This window comes from Catellatospora sp. KI3 (assembly GCF_029948125.1).
In the GTDB taxonomy this organism is placed as follows: domain Bacteria; phylum Actinomycetota; class Actinomycetes; order Mycobacteriales; family Micromonosporaceae; genus Catellatospora.
Genome location: NZ_JASAMB010000004.1, coordinates 320,356 through 338,055, shown reverse-complemented (window position 1 = coordinate 338,055; position 17,700 = coordinate 320,356). Strand labels below are relative to the sequence as shown.

The 17,700-nt window shown below is 70.2% G+C and carries 11 protein-coding genes and 1 pseudogene; 7 read left to right on the top strand and 5 right to left on the bottom strand.

Annotation, left to right across the window (positions count from 1 at the left end; genetic code table 11):
• Nucleotides 1–111 precede the first annotated feature (111 nt).
• From QEZ54_RS09950 to QEZ54_RS09935, 4 genes are all read left to right on the top strand, one after another.
• Complete coding sequence (locus QEZ54_RS09950; protein WP_281304231.1) at nucleotides 112–3,000, top strand: DUF4832 domain-containing protein; 2,889 nt, start codon at nucleotides 112–114, stop codon at nucleotides 2,998–3,000.
• A gap of 72 nt (nucleotides 3,001–3,072) precedes the next feature.
• Entirely contained in the window at nucleotides 3,073–4,437 is a 1,365-nt protein-coding gene (locus QEZ54_RS09945) for a DUF4832 domain-containing protein (RefSeq protein WP_281304230.1), read from the top strand.
• 51 nt (nucleotides 4,438–4,488) lie between these two features.
• A complete protein-coding gene (locus QEZ54_RS09940) occupies nucleotides 4,489–7,161 on the top strand; it encodes a fibronectin type III domain-containing protein (protein ID WP_281304229.1) in 2,673 nt (890 codons plus the stop codon).
• A gap of 67 nt (nucleotides 7,162–7,228) precedes the next feature.
• Nucleotides 7,229–9,745, top strand: coding sequence for a DUF4832 domain-containing protein (locus tag QEZ54_RS09935; RefSeq protein ID WP_281304228.1), 2,517 nt, complete (start codon nucleotides 7,229–7,231; stop codon nucleotides 9,743–9,745).
• Between the two features lie 52 nt (nucleotides 9,746–9,797).
• Here the strand turns inward: QEZ54_RS09935 and QEZ54_RS09930 are convergent, their stop codons facing one another.
• Nucleotides 9,798–10,442: a class I SAM-dependent methyltransferase gene (locus tag QEZ54_RS09930; protein ID WP_281304227.1), complete on the bottom strand. Its 645-nt coding sequence runs from the start codon at nucleotides 10,440–10,442 to the stop codon at nucleotides 9,798–9,800.
• A gap of 568 nt (nucleotides 10,443–11,010) precedes the next feature.
• Here QEZ54_RS09930 and QEZ54_RS09925 point away from each other — a divergent pair.
• Nucleotides 11,011–11,520, top strand: coding sequence for a hypothetical protein (locus QEZ54_RS09925; RefSeq protein ID WP_281304226.1), 510 nt, complete (start codon nucleotides 11,011–11,013; stop codon nucleotides 11,518–11,520).
• Here QEZ54_RS09925 and QEZ54_RS09920 read toward each other — a convergent pair.
• Nucleotides 11,501–11,743: pseudogene (locus QEZ54_RS09920) on the bottom strand (hypothetical protein); the annotation flags it as partial. The gene QEZ54_RS09925 and the pseudogene QEZ54_RS09920 overlap by 20 nt on opposite strands.
• A 177-nt stretch (nucleotides 11,744–11,920) precedes the next feature.
• On the bottom strand, nucleotides 11,921–12,232 hold the full coding sequence (locus QEZ54_RS09915) for a hypothetical protein (RefSeq protein WP_281304225.1): 312 nt from the start codon (nucleotides 12,230–12,232) through the stop codon (nucleotides 11,921–11,923).
• Nucleotides 12,233–12,403: 171 nt separating this feature from the next.
• Here QEZ54_RS09915 and QEZ54_RS09910 point away from each other — a divergent pair, with 171 nt between their 5' ends.
• Nucleotides 12,404–13,588 carry a hypothetical protein gene (locus QEZ54_RS09910; protein WP_281304224.1) on the top strand — a complete coding sequence of 395 codons (1,185 nt, stop codon included), beginning with the start codon at nucleotides 12,404–12,406 and terminating at the stop codon, nucleotides 13,586–13,588.
• A 13-nt stretch (nucleotides 13,589–13,601) separates the two neighbouring features.
• Nucleotides 13,602–15,665 carry a tetratricopeptide repeat protein gene (locus tag QEZ54_RS09905; RefSeq protein ID WP_281304223.1) on the top strand — a complete coding sequence of 688 codons (2,064 nt, stop codon included), beginning with the start codon at nucleotides 13,602–13,604 and terminating at the stop codon, nucleotides 15,663–15,665.
• A 15-nt stretch (nucleotides 15,666–15,680) separates the two neighbouring features.
• Here the strand turns inward: QEZ54_RS09905 and QEZ54_RS09900 are convergent, their stop codons facing one another.
• Nucleotides 15,681–16,424 (bottom strand): AfsR/SARP family transcriptional regulator, encoded by a 744-nt coding sequence (locus tag QEZ54_RS09900; protein WP_281304222.1) that lies wholly within the window; start codon nucleotides 16,422–16,424, stop codon nucleotides 15,681–15,683.
• 343 nt (nucleotides 16,425–16,767) lie between these two features.
• The gene (locus QEZ54_RS09895; protein ID WP_281304221.1) at nucleotides 16,768–17,691 is read right to left on the bottom strand and encodes a serine hydrolase domain-containing protein; all 924 of its coding nucleotides are present in this window, start codon (nucleotides 17,689–17,691) and stop codon (nucleotides 16,768–16,770) included.
• Nucleotides 17,692–17,700 lie beyond the last annotated feature (9 nt).

Here is a 17,700-nt window from a genome sequence, read left to right as displayed (position 1 = left end):
CGTCCTGACCTGCACATCGAACGTCGCACCACCGCACGAACGCCGCGTAGCCCGCTGCGCGAGCGCTGCACCGCCAGGAGATCTGCCCGAACTCTTGCACCGGAGAGCGACATGAATTCACGTAAACGCGGCCGGACACTGCTCGCCGCACTGGGCGCCGCCGCGCTCGGCGCGGCCCTCGTCCTGACCGTCCCGGCCGGCGCCCAGGCCGCGCCCGCCGGTCCGCCGCCCCGCCCCGCGGCACCCGCCAGTCCCGATCCGACCCTGCAGGCCCACCCGCTGAGCTCCGCACCCGGGCCGGTGGACAACCCGCTGAAGGGCTGGGCCCGGTTCTACTCACCCGGCGGCGACCAGAACAACGGCTTCCCGCACTCGCTGACCTGGGGCTACTTCGGTCTCTCCGAGATCATGACCAATGCCTCGAACTGCGGCAGCTACAACTGGGCGATCCTGGACAGCATGCTGGCCGAGACCGCCGGCTACGGCAACCAGGCCGCCATCCGGATCTACCTGACCTACCCCGGCGGCACCGGCAGCCACCCGGCCAACGCGATCCCGGCCTGCTTCAACGGCAACGTCGCCACCCGCGCCGACGCCACCTGGAACGTCGTCCACCCCGACTACGACAGCCCGTTCCTGATCAACGCGCTGAAGAACTTCGTCGCGGCGTTCGGCGCCCGCTACGACGGCGACCCGCGCATCGGGTTCATCCACCTCGGCCTGGTCGGGCTGTGGGGCGAGTGGCACACCTGGCCCTACGACACCGACACCGGCGACGGGCTGCCCAACTACATGCCCACCGACGCCAACGGCGCCCAGATCGTGGCCGCGTTCGACACCGCGTTCAACCGGACGAAGGTCGAGATCCGGTACCCCGACGCCGCCGGCGGCGCGGCCAACTCCCGCGACATCGGCTACCACGACGACTCGTTCTGCTTCCGTGAGGGCTCGCCGCTGCAGGGCGTGACCCTGCCCGCGTCGCTGGGCGGCGCCTCCTACGCGCAGCTGCAGCGCAACATCGCCACCGGCACCGAGAACAAGTGGATCAACAGCTCGATCGGCGGCGAGCTGCGGCCCGAGATCCAGGTCTCGGCGTTCCAGTCCTGGCCCAACGGCTCCGGTACGGTCGACAACCTGAAGGCGTGCATCGAGCTCTCCCACGCCACCTGGATGATCGACGAGGGGAGTGCCGCCTACTCGCCGACCGACGCCAACGTCTCGGCCGGAGTGCGGCTCATGGGCTACAACCTCACCGTCGACAACGCGTACTTCAAGAACACCGCATCCGGTACGACCAACGTGGGCGTGCAGATCAGCAACACCGGTGTCGCCCCGTTCTACTACCCCTGGACGATGACCCTCGGGCTCAAGAACAGCTCCGGCACCGTGGTGCGGACCTTCGACACCCCCTGGGACCTGCGTACCGTGCAGCCGCGCACGATCCGCAACTTCCCGGACTGGAACACCGGCGCCGACCCGAGCTACCGCGACTACGGCTACGCGCAGTACTTCCAGACCTCCGCCGACCTCACCGGCCTGGCGCAGGGCTCCTACCAGTGGGTGCTGCGAGTCAAGAACCCGCTGGAGAGCGTGAACGCCAACGCGAAGAAGCTGCGCTTCGCCAACGCCACCCAGCAGGCCGACGGCTGGCTGCACCTCGGGGCGGCGACCATCGGCACCGGCGGCGGCGACACCACCGCGCCGAGCACCCCTTCCGGGCTGGTCTCGACCGGGCAGACCCCGTCGTCGGTGTCGCTGACCTGGACCGCGTCGACCGACAACACCGGGGTGACCGGGTACCAGATCCTGCGCGGCGGCAGCGCGGTCGGTACCTCGACCGGCACCTCGTTCACCGACTCGGGCCTGACGGCGTCGACGGCGTACTCGTACACGGTCAAGGCCTATGACGCGGCGGGTAACTACTCGGCGGCGTCGTCGCAGCTCAGCGTTTCGACCACGGCCGGTGGCGGTGGCGGGGCGGCCAGCTACGAGGCCGAGGCGTCAGGCAACAGCCTGGCCGGTGGTGCGGCAGTGGCGTCGTGCGCGGCCTGCTCCGGTGGGGCGAAGGTCGGTTACGTCGGCAACAACAGCGGCACGCTGGCCTTCAACGGGATCGCGGGCGGCACCGGCGGGGCGAAGACGATCACGGTGTACTACGCCTCGGCGCTGGCCCGGACCGCCGTGTTCAACGGGCAGCCGGTCAGCTTCCCGGCCACCGCGAACTGGGACACCCTCGGATCGGTCTCCTTCACCCTCAACCTGGCCTCCGGCACCAACACCATCACGGTGACCAACCCCAGCGGCTGGGCACCCGACCTGGACCGGATCACCGTCGGCACCTCCGGCGGCGGCGACACCACCGCGCCGAGCACCCCGACCGGTCTGGCGTCGCCCGGCAAGACCTCGTCGTCGGTGTCGCTGACCTGGACCGCGTCGACCGACAACACCGGGGTGACCGGGTACCAGATCCTGCGCGGCGGCAGCCCGGTCGGCACCTCGACCGGCACCTCGTTCACCGACTCGGGCCTGACCGCGTCGACGGCGTACACCTACACCGTCAAGGCCTACGACGCGGCGGGTAACTACTCGGCGGCGTCGTCGCAGCTCAGCGTTTCGACCAGCGCGAGCGGCGGCGGGTCTGTCAGTTACGAGGCCGAGGCGTCAGGCAACAGCCTGGCCGGTGGTGCGGCGGTGGCGTCGTGCGCGGCGTGCTCGGGTGGGGCGAAGGTCGGCTACGTCGGCAACAACAGCGGCACCCTGGCCTTCAACGGGATCGCCGGCGGCACCGGCGGGGCGAAGACGATCACCGTGTACTACGCCTCGGCCGTGGCCCGGACCGCCGTGTTCAACGGGCAGACGGTCAGCTTCCCGGCCACCGCCGACTGGAACACCGTCGGCTCCACCACCTTCACGCTCAACCTCTCCAGCGGAACGAACACCATCACGGTGACCAACCCCAGCGGCTGGGCACCCGATCTCGACCGCATCACGGTCGGCTGATCCATCCGCGCTGAGCCCCGGCCGGGCGAACCTGCCCGGCCGGTCATCCACCCTGCCCCCAAGAAGGTTCGAATGAGACGAACAGTACGAATCGCCGTCGCCCTCCTGGCGACGCTCACGCTCGCCGCCGGGACCCCCGCCGTGGCCGGGTCGACGCCGAGCGCCCCGCAGTGGACCCCGCTGGCCTACACCTCGGCGCCGGCCGACAACCCCCTCAAGGGCTTCATCCCGTACGCGGGCAGCTACCAGACCTTCCCGTACAGCATGGAATGGTTCTACCTGCCGCTGAACGCCGTGATGACCGGCCCGCACCAGTTCCGCTGGACCGCCCTGGAGAAGCAGCTCAACGACATCGCCGCGCGCGGCCACCAGGCCGTGTTCCGCTTCTACCTCGACTACCCGGGCAAGCCCACCGGCGTCCCGCAGTACCTGCTGGACCAGGGCCTGGCCACGCACGCCTACGACGACTTCGGCAACAACGGCGTCAGCGTCGCCCCCGACTACAGCGACCCGCGCCTGGTCTCGGCGCTGGAGGAGTTCATCGGCGCGTTCGGCCGCCGCTACGACGGCGATCCGCGCATCGGGTTCCTCACCCTCGGCCTGATCGGCTTCTGGGGCGAGTGGCACACCTGGCCGTACGACGGCTGGACCAACCCCGAGAACTGGATGCCCGACACCGCGATCCTCACCCGCATCCTCACCGACTACGACACCGCGTTCGACCGGACCCGGCTGCTGGCCCGCTACCCGAGCCCGCAGAACAAGGACCTGAACATCGGCTACCACGACGACTCGTTCGCGTTCGAGACCCTGCCGCCGACCTCGTGGCACTTCGTGCAGCGCCTGATCGACGAGGGCGTCACCGACAAGTGGCGCACCGAACCCGTCGGCGGCGAGCTGCGCCCCGAGATCCAGGCCTGCGTGTTCGAGCAGCCCGTCAGCTGCGGCCAGTACGAGGACTACACCGCCTCGGTCGACCAGACGCACGCCTCCTGGCTCATCAACCACGCCGCGTTCGCGCCGACCGGCTACACCGGCGACGAGTACTTCCGCGCCGTCGAGGCGGCCAAGTCCCTGGGCTACGAGCTGACCGTCACCGAGGCCGCCGTCAGCGCCCAGCGCGTCTCGGTACGCGTCGCCAACCGGGGCACCGCGCCCTTCTACTACCCGTGGCGCGCGGAGCTCGCCGCCGTCGACGACCAGGGCCGCGTCGCCGCCCGCTGGCAGACCGGCTGGACCGTCACCGGCATCCAGCCCGGCGCCGACCCCACCGAGCTGTCCACCGCGATCAACAGCCGCGGCCTGCGGCGCGGCAGCTACGACATCGTCCTGCGGGTGCCCAACCCGCTGCCGCAGGGCGCCGCGCTGCGCTTCGCCAACACCAGCCAGGACACCCACACCGGCTGGCTGCACCTGGGCACCGTCACCACCCGCTGACCCGCCCGGGAACTGTTCCTGCCCTTCCGTCCACGAAAGGAACACCAGCACATGCCCCAGCTACGCAGACTGCTCGCGGCCACCGCGGCAGCGCTGACGCTCACGCTGACCGCGGCCGCACCGGCCGCGGCGGCACCGGCGGGCCCGCCCCCGCGACCGGCGGCCGGACCCGCCGCCGACACCAGCCTCACCACCCACACCTACGCCTACGCCGACGCCCCGGTCGGCCAGCCGCTGAAGGGGTTCGCCCCGTACCTGTTCCCGGGTGACAACCTGTCGACCAAGTACCCCGGCGGTCTGGTCTGGAGTTACTTCGCGCTCAACGAGGTGATGAAGGACCCGGCCAACTGCGCGAACATCGACTGGAGCGTGTTCGAGAAGGCCCTGGACGAGGCCGCGGTCTGGAGCCGCCAGGTCGCGTTCCGGTTCTACCTCGAGTACCCGGGCGGCAGCGGCACCCACCCGGGCAACGGCATCCCGCCGTGCCTCAACGGCAAGATGGCGCTGCGTACCAACGGGTTCTGGGGCACGGTCAGCCCCGACTACGACGACCCCGACGTGATCGCCGCGCTGACCACGTTCATCAACGCGTTCGCCGCGAAGTACGACCACGCCGGTCCCGGCGGCACCGCCGATCCGCGCATCGGGTTCATGACCCTGGGCCTGGTCGGCCTGTGGGGCGAGTGGCACACCTGGCCCTACGACCGCGACACCGCCGACGGCTACCCGAACCTGATGCCGACCGACGCGACGATCCGCACCCTGATCGGGGCGGCCGACGCGGCGTTCGCCAACATCCAGGTCGAGGTCCGCTACCCGCTCGCGGGTACGGAGGGCACGGCGAACATCGGGTTCCACGACGACTCGTGGCCGTACAAGGAGATCCGCAACGGGCAGCTCAAGGGCATGACCCTGCCGATGTCGATGAACGGCTGGGACGACGCGTTCCTGCAGCTCCAGCTCAACACCGGCACCGAGAACCGGTGGATCACCCAGTCCATCGGCGGCGAGGCCCGCCCCGAGATCCAGGGCAGCCTCTACACCGACTGGCCCAACGGCGCCAACCAGGTCGACAACGTCCTGGCCGCGACCGAGCTCACCCACATCAGCTGGATGATCAACCAGACCGGGGCGGGCGGCTACAGCCCCACCGACCCGAAGGTGTCGGCCGGGGTCCGCAAGATGGGCTACAACCTGCACATCCCGCAGGCCAACTTCAACGCCGTCGCCTCGGGCAGCTTCAAGGTCGGCGTGACCGTGCAGAACAACGGCGTGGCGCCGTTCTACTACCCGTGGACGGTCCAGCTCGGCCTGCGCGACAGCGCCGGCAACGTGGTGAAGACCTGGGACACCAGCTGGGACCTGCGTACCGTGCAGCCCCTGCAGATCCGGGCCTTTCCCGACTGGAACGTCGGCGCCGACCCGAAGTACCTCGACTTCGGCCGCCCGGTGAACTTCTCGGCCACGGTCAGCACCGCAGGCGTGCCCGCGGGCAGCTACAGCCTGGTCCTGAAGGTGCGCAACCCGCTGGAGACGGTCACCGCCGACGTGCTGCGCGCCCGTCCGGCGGCCAGCCGGCTCACCGACTGGATCATCGACCAGTGGCGGCCGCGCCTGCCGCTGTCGTTCGCCAACAGCACCCAGGGCGCCGACGGGTGGGTCAACCTGGGCGCGGTCAGCACCAACGCGTGCACCGGTGACTGCACGGCGCCGTCGGTGCCGTCGAACCTGGCGGTGACCGGGCGGACCGACACCAGCGTGTCGCTGTCCTGGTCGGCGTCGACCGACAACGTCGGCGTGACCGGCTACCAGGTGCTGCGCGACGGCGCGGTGGTCGGTTCGCCGACCGGCACGACCTTCACCGACACCGGCCGCGGCCCGGGTACGACGTACCAGTACACGGTCCGGGCGGTGGACGCCGCCGGCAACGTGTCCGGCCAGTCCGCAGCGGTGTCGGCGACCACCACCGGCTGCACCGGCGACTGCACCGCCCCGTCCGCGCCGACGCTCTCGACCACCGGCAGGTCCGACACGACGGTGTCGCTGTCGTGGACGGCGTCGACCGACAACGTCGGCGTGACCGGGTACGAGGTGTTCCGGGGCTCGACGCTGGTCGGCAGCCCGACGGGTACCACGTTCACCGACTCCGGGCTGACGGCGAGCACGGCGTACTCGTACACGGTCAAAGCTCGTGACGCGGCCGGGAACCGGTCGGCCGCCAGCAACACGGTTGCCGTGACCACGAACACCGCACCCCAGCCGCCCACGGGTCTGGTCCTGGACAACTTCGACGGCACCCCGGCGTACCCGTCGTCGAACCTGAACGACCTGGGCAAGTGGACCGGGGCGAACTGCTTCCTCGACGGCGGCGGCTCCGGTGTCGTCACGGGGGGCGCGCTGAGCCTGCGCTACAACAACTGCGGCTGGTTCGGCAGTGACGTCGGCGTGGATCTGAGCTCGTACACCTATCTGGTGGTGCGGGTGAAGGGTGCGGCAGGTGGCGAGCAGGCGCACTTCAACCTGGGTCTGGGCGGGGCGACGAAGGTGTTCGGGGACTTCACCCTGGACGGTGGCGCGCATCCGGTGATCACGACGTCGTACCAGGACGTCAAGATCCCGATGGTCGCCAACGGGATCAACCGCAACTCGCCGTCGCAGCTGGCCATGGGCTTCTGGTACGGCGGCAGCTCCACCATCACCATCGACCACATCACCTTCCAGTAGCAGTCCGGCCGCCTGGCCGGGCGCTATCCGGTCAGGCGGCTTCCCGTCCCACGACAGGAAGGCGCCAATGAAACTCCGTTCACTGCGCGTGTTCACCGTGACAGCGCTGCTGGCGGCGCTCGGCACCGCGGCGGTCGACGCCGCGCCCGCCCAGGCCGCCACCGTCACCTACGCGGCCGACCTGGCCACCGCGTTCGCCAATCCCGAGCGCGGTTTCCACAACCGGTACGAGATCGTCAACGACCCGGCGGTCAACGACTACGTCAACGCCGCCACCATCCCCGGATTCAACCCCGACCTGCTCGACCGGACCTTCGCCCGCGCCAAGGCCGACGGCGACACGATCGTGCACAGCTACCTGCACCTGGACAAGTACAAGACCGAGGCCCTGCCGCAGGCGCTGCTGAACAACCTCGCCTCGGGCCTGGCCGCGGTCCGCGCCGCCGGTATGAAGATCGTGCTGCGCCCCGCCTACACCTGGGACGGGTACGCCAGCGTCGCCGAGTCGCAGATCCTGGCCCACATCGCCCAGATCGACGCGGTCGTGACCGCCAACGCCGACGTCGTCCTGCACCTGGAGACCGGCTACCTGGGCGCGTGGGGCGAGTGGCACACCGGCACCCTCACCAACTCGTCCTCGGTCGAGGAGGCGCCCGCCCGGTACCGCATCGTCAAGAAGATCGTCGACACCACCCCGGCGACGATCCCGCTCGTCATGCGCTACCCGATCTACATCAAGGAGGTCGTCGACCCGACCTCGTGCGTGGTGCCCGAGGGCTGCGCGCTGACGCAGGCGCAGAAGGACCGGATCGGCTTCCACAACGACTGCTTCCTGGCCGACGCCAACGACATGGGCACCTACGACAACCCGTCGTGGATGGGCTGGTACTACATCGAGCAGAAGAAGCAGTGGATGTACGACCTGGCCACCTCGACCGGGTTCAACAAGATGGTCGGCGGTGAGACCTGCGGCGCCGACGGCTACAACGACGCCGCCTGCGTCAACGCGCAGACCGAGATGAACCGGCTCAACTTCACCGAGATCAACGAGGACTACGCGGCGGTCAACACCGACAAGTGGAAGGCCTCGAACCTCGCCGCCGCCGGCAACGACCCGGCCGAGACCTGCTTCGTACGGATCAAGCGCAAGCTCGGCTACCGGCTGAGGCTGCTCGATGCGACGTTCCCGACCAGCGTCACCCCAGGGACGAACCTGAGCTTCACCGCGCACCTGAACAACGACGGCTGGTCCGGCCTGATCAAGAACCGGCCCGTCTACCTGGTCCTGCAGAACGGCACCAACCGCTACAACCTGCCGCTGGCCTCGGTCGACCCCCGGAGCTGGCTGGCCGGGGCGAGCACGGTCACCGCGAACGTCGCCGTGCCCGGCAACGCGGCATCGGGAACGTACAAGCTGGCCCTGTGGCTGCCCGACCCGACCGCCGCGCTGCAGGCCCGGCCGGAGTACTCGATCCGCCTGGCCAACACCGGCACCTGGGACGCGGCCAGCGGCTACAACGTCCTGTCCACCGCCGTCACCGTCGGCACCTGCACCGGTGACTGCACGGCGCCGTCGGTGCCGTCGAATCTGGCGGTGACCGGGGTGACCAGCAGCAGCGTGTCGCTGTCCTGGTCGGCCTCGACGGACAACGTAGGCGTGACCGGCTACCAGGTGCTGCGCAACGGGGTGCAGATCGCTGTCGCGACCGGTACCTCGTACACCGACACCGGCCGCAGCGCGGGCACGACCTACCAGTACACCGTCCGGGCCGTGGACGCCGCCGGGAACGTCTCCGGGACGTCGGCGGCCGTGTCGGCGACGACGACGGGCTGCTCGGGCGACTGCACCGCGCCGTCGGCACCCACGCTCTCGACCACCGGCAAGTCCGACACGACGGTGTCGCTGTCGTGGACGGCGTCGACCGACAACGTCGGGGTGACCGGGTATGAAGTGTTCCGGGGGTCGGCGCTGGTCGGCAGCCCGACAGGCACGTCGTTCACGGACACCGGGCTGACGGCGAGTACGGCGTACTCGTACACGGTGAAGGCCCGGGACGCGGCGGGCAACCGGTCGGCGGCCAGCAACGCGATCGCGGTGACCACGGACGCGGCGCCGCAGCCGCCGACGGGTCTGGTGCTGGACAACTTCGACGGCACCCCGGCCTACCCGTCCTCCACGCAGAACGATCTGGGCAAGTGGACCGGGGCGAACTGCTTCCTCGACGGCGGCGGTTCGGGTGTGGTCGTGGGCGGGGCGCTGAGCCTGCGCTACAACAACTGCGGCTGGTTCGGCAGTGACGTCGGCGTGGATCTGAGCTCGTACACCTACCTGGTGGTGCGGGTGAAGGGCGCCGCCGGTGGCGAGCAGGCGCACTTCAACCTGGGTCTGGGCGGGGCGACGAAGGTGTTCGGGGACTTCACCCTGGACGGTGGCGCGCATCCGGTGATCACGACGTCATACCAGGACGTCAAGATCCCGATGGTCGCCAACGGGATCAACCGCAACTCGCCGTCGCAGCTGGCCATGGGCTTCTGGTACGGCGGCAACTCCACCATCACCATCGACCACATCACCTTCCAGTAGTCCGAGGAGGGACCTGCCGGGTGCCCCGCGTGAGCCGGGCACCCGGCAGCGGTCAATCGGCGCGACGGGCGAACACGATCGCGCCGTCGCGGCTCTCCGCCGAACGCAGCCGCATCGTCGCCTCGACGGTGAACCCCGCCTGCTCCAGCGACTCGGCGACCTGCTCGGGCAGGCGGCGGTGCACATGGACGTGCATCGGATGCCCGCCGTAACCTTCGGTCTTGAGGGTCGTCTCGTTTCCGGCGTGGAAGGCGACCAGCAGCGGGGCCGATGGACGCAGCGCCTGACGGAACCGGGCCAGGACCGAAGGGATCTCGGCGTCGGGCACGTGGATCAGCGAGTACCAGGCGACGACACCCGCCAGCGAGGCGTCGGGCAGGTCCAGGTCGGTCATCGAACCCACCTCGAACCGCAGGTCCGGATGCTCGCGATGGGCGATCTCGATCATGGCGGGGGACAGGTCGAGCCCGGACACCTCGATGCCCGACCCGTGCAGGTACCCCGCGATCCGGCCCGGTCCGCAGCCCACCTCGACGACCGGCCCGCCGCCGAGCTTTCGCACCTGCGCGGCGAACAGGTCGAGCGCCGCCCGCTCGTAGGGCGTCTGCGCGAGCATGTCGCGGACCACCTCGTGGTAGCTGTCGGCGACGGTGTCGTAGGAGCGGCGGGTATCGGCCAGCCAGGTGTCGGAGTCCACGGCCGCAAAGGTTAGTACGGCGGCGGGTGCCGCCGCCCGCGCACGATCGGTCCGGTGCCGCCGGGCACCGTACCCGCCGCCACGAGTGGTCAGGCGAGCGTGGCGGTGAGCAGTTCGTTGAGCACCGCCATGTTCGTGGCCTCGGAGTCGCGCGAATCCGGTTCGCTGCCGGTCGCCGCGTGCTCGGTCAGCATCGTTGTCGTGGCATGAGGCCGGTCGGAACACTGTGGAAGCCGCAGTCGCTTGGTGTGGGCTGTTCAGTGGTCGGTGGGCAGGGATGTCGTGTCCTTCGCGGATGAGTCTGGTGCCGATGGTGTGGCGCAGGGCGTGGCTGGTGAACTCGTCGGTGATGCGGGCCTCGTCGGCGATGGCGCCGAGGATGGGGTCGGCGCCTCGGGCTTCCAGGCTGGCCGCGTTGAGTTCGCAGCGGACCAGCTTTCAGTCATGTCTCTCGATGAAAAGGGGGGTGTGCGCCCGCACCTACTCGTGCAGTATGTGACTGGGCGGTGACGGATTGTCATTGCTGGCGCCGGTGAACGACCGGCCGCCGAGCCGAGAGAGGGCACCCATGGACCTGAGCCTCACCGACATCTCCACCAACACCGCGGGAAGGCCGGTTTCCATCCGGTCGAAGCACTTCAACCGCTACCTGCGCATGGACAGCAAGGGGTACGCCACGCTCTCGGGCCCCGGCGGCGGAGAGGTGAACTGCCAGACCTATGTTGGCAACTTCGAGAGGTTCATCCTGAGGAAGCAGCCCGACCTGTCGTTCTCCGTGGAATCCGTCCGCTTCCCCAACGTCTTCCTGCGCATGGTCGCCTTCGACGTCACCGCCGCCACCGACGCCGGCGGCGGGATCGTGAACTGCCAGTACGGCCGCCCCGACGGCGACCACGAGCGGTTCAAGTTCGCCTACGACCCCTCCGGATTCACCATCGAATCGATCACGTTCGCCAACGTCTTCCTGCGCATGGACGCCAGTAGCTTCACCGCGGAGAACCACTGGGGCGGCGGGATCGTGAACTGCCAGTACGGCGCCGGCCCATACGAGAAGTTCCTCATCTCCTGGGTGGACTAGGTTCTCTCTCGCGGATCATGTCGTCGGGTACGGCGAGTAGCCAGTCCAGGATCTCGACGAGGTCGAGTGTGGCTTGGTAGTGGCTGGCCAGCTTGTTGAAGCGGGTGGCGAGTCCGCGCCAGTGCTTGCGCCGGTTGAACCCGCGTTCTACCTTGTTGTATTTGCGGTATGCGGCGCGGTCGAAGTTCGGTGGTCTGCCGCCGTTTCGGCCGCGCCGCTTCCGGTTGGCCCGCGACGAGTACGCCTTGTCGCCGGTCAGCGGGTCCGGTCGCTTGCGCGGACGGCCGAGCCGCATGCTGGTGCACCCGCACGATCGTGGCGTCGACCTGGGCGTCCCAGTCGATGTCACCGTCGGCCTCCGCCAGGGCGACGTCCTCCATGCCGTATCCGTCCGGATCGGTTAAGCAGACGCCGCGCCCGCCGTCGTTGTGGTTGATTTCGCCCGGCGGCCAGCCGTGCGGGTCGGCGAGTACGTCACATGGAACTCCTCGATCCGCTCGAAGGCGGCGTCGAACTCCTCCTCGCTCACCAGCAAGGCGTAGTGCTCCGGCGCGGGCACCAGACTCGACGGTCGAGAAGTCCAGGGTGACCCGTTGTCGGTGGTACGCCGCGCGGCGGTGCGCGCCGACCTGCGAATGGATTGACGATGGACGATTGATGGACGTGAACCCGGCAGGATCGGACCCATCGCTGGCGAGGAGGTGATTCCCATGAAGAAGATCGTCGTTCGCAAGGCGGGCACTGTCCGCCTGACCACGGCCGCCGACCAGCTCTACGGCTACCCGCCGCCGTGCTGGCCGTTCTCGGCCCCGGCCGCGTCCTGATGCACCGGCCCGGGTCCGCCAGCCGGCGGATCCCGGGCCGCCTACCCCCGGAGGCTCAGATGACACAGCTTTCCGAGCCGCTGCGGCTGCACGATCTCACCTTCCTGCCCGACGGAGATGACGTCGTGGTCGGCCGGGTCGACATCGACTCCTACGGCGTGTTCCCGCCGGACGGCGCGGCCCTGCTCCAGCAGCTCGTGGCAGGTGTGCCGCCGCACGCCGCCGCCGACTGGTACGCCCGCACCTACGGCGAGCCCGTCGACCTCGACGAGTTCCTGGGTGTGCTGACCGAGCTGGAGTTCACCGCGCAGGACGAGGTCATCGCGGACCCGAAGCCGCCCCGCTGGCAGCGGTTGGGGCGCTGGCTGTTCTCGCCGGTCGGCTGGGTCTGTCACGGGCTCCTATTGGCGGCGGCGGCCGTCGCGATGGCGAGCACCCCGGAACTGATCCCCCGGGTGGCGAACCTGTTCTACACCGACTACACGACCGCGATCGCGCTGACCTTCTTCCTGGGCCAGTTCCCGCTGATCCTCGTGCACGAGTCGTTCCATGCCCTGGCCGGACGCCGGCTCGGCCTGCACTCGCGGCTGCGCATCTCCCGCCGGCTGTACTTCGTGGTCTTCGAGACCAGCCTGGACGGGCTGGTGGTGTTCCCCCGCCGCCGCCGCTACCTGCCGATCCTGGCCGGCATGCTGGCCGACCTGCTGGTGATCGCGGTGCTGACGCTGGTCGCCGCGGCGACGCTCGGCCCGGACGGCAAGGTTGGCCTGCTCGGCGCGATCTGCCTGGCCCTGGCCTTCGCGACGTTCCTGCGCTTCCTCTGGCAGTTCTACTTCCACCTGCAGACCGACCTGTATGTCGTCGCGGTGACCGTGCTGGGCTGCCAGGACCTCCAGGCCGCCGCCCGGCGCATCCTGCGCGACAGGTTCCGCAGACTGGCCGGCCGCCCCGGGCTCGACCTGACCGGCCTGCACCCGCGCGACAGGGAGGTCGGACGCTGGTACTCGTGGCTGCTGCTGTTCGGCTACGTCCTCACCACCGCGACGCTGCTGCTGTTCGGGGTGCCTGCGCTGTGGCGGCTGCTGACGATGCTCTGGCACGGCCTGACCGCCGGCGACGGCGGGCAGGTGCTCGACTCGGTGGTCTTCCTGACGCTGATGCTCGGCCAGTTCGCACTCGCCGGTTACCTCGCGATGCGCGCCCGCCGCCTCCGCCCCGCCGCCCCGACCCATCTGACCAGCTGAAAGGTAGCCAGTGATGTCGCATCTGAGGATCATCGGCGGTCGCCGACACGACCGTGCCGCCACCGCGCTCGGCCGCCCCGAGCTGCTGCCCACGGTGGACGCCCACCGGCGCCGGCGCGGGCCGTACACCGGCGCGTCGGAGCTGTTCCGGCCGCTGGCCGAGCGCATGATGGCGACCCGGCCCGAGTTGGTGCACCAGCGCGACATCGAGCTGCTCACCATCGCCCCCGAGCTGGAGCGCCTGATCCCGGCCGAGAAGCACACGCTGACCTCGCTGGCCGGGCCGGCCGAGCGGACCAGGTTCTACTCCCGCAAGCGGACGCTGCGCATCGCGCACGGGCTGACCGAGCTGCTGCGCGACTACCTGCGCGAGACCGCCGAACCGGGCAGGGTGCTGGTGGTCGAGAACATCGAGCACGCCGACCCGACCGACGCCGAGCTGCTGTCGGTGCTGCTGCGGCGGCTGGACCCGGCCCTGCTCACGCTGGTGCTGTGCGGGGGTGCGGCCCCGGTGCACCCGGACCTGGTGGCGGGGCTGGAGCGATACACCGTGGAGCTGGCCGTGACGCGGGCGCCCGCACCGGTGGTGACCGGCGGCGACGCGGCGCTGGCGGCGCGGTATGTCGAGAGCGACTGCACCAGCGACGTGGCCGAGCTGGTCGAGGCCTATCAGCGGCTGGGCGACGCGGAGCGGGTCGCGCTGCACGACGCGCGGGTGGCCGAGCTGGAGTCCGGTGACTGGTCGCTGCGCCTGGGCGCGATCCCGTACCACCTGGAGCGGGGGTCGGACCCGGCCGGGCTGGGCGGTGAGGCGCTGCGCGCGGCGCTGGACTACTGCGTGGACATGGGCTTCTACGACGCCACCGTCGACTTCGGGCACCGGGGCCGGGCCGTGGTCGACTGGAAGGTCCGCGAGGACCTGTGGTGGACGTACACCACCAAGATGACCACCTCGCTGGCCGCGCTGGGCAGGCCGCTGGAGGCCGAGGCCCTGTACGACGAGTGCCGGGCCGTCAGCACCAACCCCCGGGTGCACCAGCAGGCCGCGTACGCCACCGCGATGCTCTACACCCGCCACCACGAGCCGGAGCGCCGCGACCACCAGAAGGCCAAGGGCTGGATCAACCAGGCGATGGCGTTCAGCATGCTGCTTGCCAAGGTCAACGGGGACTCGGAGAGCTTCGGGCTGGTCTTCGAGCAGAACGGGCTGGCACTGATCGAGACCCACCTGGCCAACCCGGCCAACGCACTGGGCCTGGTCAACGACGGTATCGAGCGGCTGGACCGAGACCTGGGCGACCAGGTGCACCTGCTGCACCGGTCGGTGCTGGTCAACAACCGGGCCCGGGTGCTGTCGGGGCTGGGCCGGCTCGATGAGGCGCTCGCCGACTACCGCACGGTCGTGGCGCAGGACCCGAACTACCCCGAATACCGGTTCGAGATGGCGAATCTGCTGCACCGGATGGGCCACGACGAGGAGGCCCTGCGCGAGTACGCCGAGGCGATCCGGCTCAGCCCGCCGTTCCCGGAGGTCTACTACAACCGGGCCGACGTGCTGTTCGGGCTGGGCGAGCTGGAGGCGGCCCTGGCCGACTTCAGCTATGTGCTGGAACTCGACCCGGACTGGCTCGACGCGTACGTGAACCGGGCCGGGGTGCTGGTGGCGATGGGTGACCACGCCGCCGCGCGAGCCGACGTCGACGCGGGCCTCGCCCTGGACCCCGGCCACGCCCACCTGCACTGCCTGCTCGGCGAGCTGGCGGCCGCGGCCGGTGACGCGGCCGGTGCCGCGGCCGGCTACCGGCGGGCGCTGGAGCTCGATCCGGCGCTGCCGGCGGCGTGGGCGGGTCTGGCGGTGCTGGCATTCGAGGCCGGTGACGCGGCGGCGGCCGCCGAGCACCTCGACGCGGCGCTGGCGCAGGGCGACGATCCGGCGCTGCTCTACAACCGGGCCACCGCCCTGCTGGCGCTGGGCCGACCCGCCGACGCGCTGCGCGATCTGGAACAGGCGCTGCGGCTGGCACCGGACGACCCGGACGTGCTGGCCGAGCGCGACGCCGTCCTGCAGCTTGTCTGAGTCAGCCCGCGCCGATCAAGCCGCGCCGGTCAGGATCATGCGCTGCGCGTCGCGCAGCCGTGGTCCGGGCTCCAGGCCCAGCTCGCTGCTGAGCAGGTGGGACACCTCGCGGTAGGCCGCCAGGGCGTCGGCGCGGCGGCCGAGCTGGGTCAGGCCGTGCATCAGCAGGATCCACATCTGCTCACGGAACGGCTGCTCGGCCAGCAGCGGGCGCAGGTCGTCGACGGCGCGCTGCGACTGCCCGAGCATCAGCCGCGCCTCGGCCAGCATCTCCGACGCCGACCACCGCTGCTCGCGCAGCCGGACCACCTTCGGCTGGGACAGCAGCGCAGGCACGTCCTCGAAGGGGTCGCCGCGCCACAGCCGCAACGCCGTGAGGAGCAGCCGCTCTGCCGCCGCCGCCTCGCCGGCGGCCAGGGCCTCCGCGGCGAGGTCGGACAGCTCGGTGAAGACCTGCATGTCGATCTCGCCGGGCTGCACGGCGAGCCGGTACAGCCCGAGCCGGCTGTCCAGTCGGTCCGTGTCGGCCGTGCCGGCGAGCAGCGTCCGCAGCTGCCATACGTAGGTGCGCAGGTTGCCGTGCGCCGACCTGGGCGGGCGCTCCCACAGGGTTTCGACGAGGTGGGCCGTCGGCACCCACTGGTTCGGCCGCAGCAGCAGCGCCGCCAGGAGGGTGCGGGGTTTGGCGGGGAGCATGCGGTCAGGGGGTCCGCCCTGCCCCGTCACCTCGACCGGCCCGAGGACCTGAAATATCGGCACCCATGTATTTTCATCATGGACACTCAGGGTCGCAATGCGAACGCTCGATGTAACATTGATAAGTGTATGTTTCCGTCCGTGGTCTGACGGCGGCGGCGTGGTCTGCCGCTAATCGACCGGAACTGCGGCTCCGGGAACTCGTCCGGTTGTACGGCCGTGCGCTTGAGGACGTACAACGGCTCCTCTACGGCAGTGGCGTCTGCGCGAGCGTGTCGCGGACCACCTCGTGGTAGCTGTCGGCGACGGTGTCGTGGGAGCGGCGGGTATCGGCCAGCCAGGTGCAGTGGTCGCACAGGTCAGTACGGCGGATGCCGCCGCCCGGGCGCGTCCGGTGCCGGGGTGGTCAGGTGAGCGTGGCGGTGAGCAGTTCGTCGAGCACCGCCATGTTCGTGGCCTCGGAGTCGCTGAGCACCACGATCCGGCGGTTCGAGGCGGGCAGGCAGGCCGCGAACGACCGGAAGCCGGAGTTCCCACCGGAGTGGTGGAACCACGCCTCGTCGCCGAACAGGCCGACGAAGCAGCCGTATCCGTACCCGCGCGAATCCGGTTCGTGGCCGGTCGCCGCGTGCTCGGTCAGCATCAGCTCACGGTGCCGGGCGTCGAGCAGCTGCCCGGTCCGCAGGCCGTCGAGCCAGCGGAGCAGGTCACCGGTGGTCGACCAGAGGTCACCGGCGCCCATCGCGACGACATCCAGCTCGTAGGAGGGCAGCGGTTCGCCGTCGGCGCCGTGGCCGCGGGCGATGTCCGGCCGGTCGCCGGGCGACCCGACGAAGGTGTCGGCCATCCCCAGCGGCTCGAAGATATCCTGGGTGAGCACGTCGCGGTACGGCCGGTCGGCGGCCCGCGCCACCGCGTGCGCCAGCAGCACGTACCCCGGGCTGCTGTAGTGCCAGCCGCCGCCAGGTGCGAACAGCGGCTCCACCTGGCGGAACGCCGCCAGCAGCTCACCCGGCGGCACCGGCTGGAACAGATCGATCATCGGATACTCGCCCCAGTGCCCGAGCCCCGACGTGTGCGTGAGCAGGTGGTGCAGCGTGATGCCGTCCCAGGACGGGGGGCGGTCGTCGACCCAGCGGTCGATCGGGTCGTCCAGCCCCAGCAGGCCGCGCTGCGCCAGCAGCAGCACCGCGACGGCGGTGAACTGCTTGCTCACCGAAGCGATCTGGAAGCGCGTGCGGGCGGAGTGGCCCGCGGCGGCGACCTCGGCGAGCACGGTCTCACCCTGCATGGCCAGCAGCGCGCCCCGGAACTCCGGCATGGTCGACATGCCTGGACC

Bases quoted from the DNA above. Each gene is read 5' to 3' on its own strand.
- QEZ54_RS09950 (WP_281304231.1), top strand. From the start codon at position 112: ATGAATTCACGTAAACGCGGCCGGACACTGCTCGCCGCACTGGGCGCC.
- QEZ54_RS09945 (WP_281304230.1), top strand. From the start codon at position 3,073: ATGAGACGAACAGTACGAATCGCCGTCGCCCTCCTGGCGACGCTCACG.
- QEZ54_RS09940 (WP_281304229.1), top strand. From the start codon at position 4,489: ATGCCCCAGCTACGCAGACTGCTCGCGGCCACCGCGGCAGCGCTGACG.
- QEZ54_RS09935 (WP_281304228.1), top strand. From the start codon at position 7,229: ATGAAACTCCGTTCACTGCGCGTGTTCACCGTGACAGCGCTGCTGGCG.
- QEZ54_RS09925 (WP_281304226.1), top strand. From the start codon at position 11,011: ATGGACCTGAGCCTCACCGACATCTCCACCAACACCGCGGGAAGGCCG.
- QEZ54_RS09915 (WP_281304225.1), bottom strand. From the start codon at position 12,232: ATGGGAATCACCTCCTCGCCAGCGATGGGTCCGATCCTGCCGGGTTCA.
- QEZ54_RS09910 (WP_281304224.1), top strand. From the start codon at position 12,404: ATGACACAGCTTTCCGAGCCGCTGCGGCTGCACGATCTCACCTTCCTG.
- QEZ54_RS09905 (WP_281304223.1), top strand. From the start codon at position 13,602: ATGTCGCATCTGAGGATCATCGGCGGTCGCCGACACGACCGTGCCGCC.
- QEZ54_RS09895 (WP_281304221.1), bottom strand. From the start codon at position 17,691: ATGTCGACCATGCCGGAGTTCCGGGGCGCGCTGCTGGCCATGCAGGGT.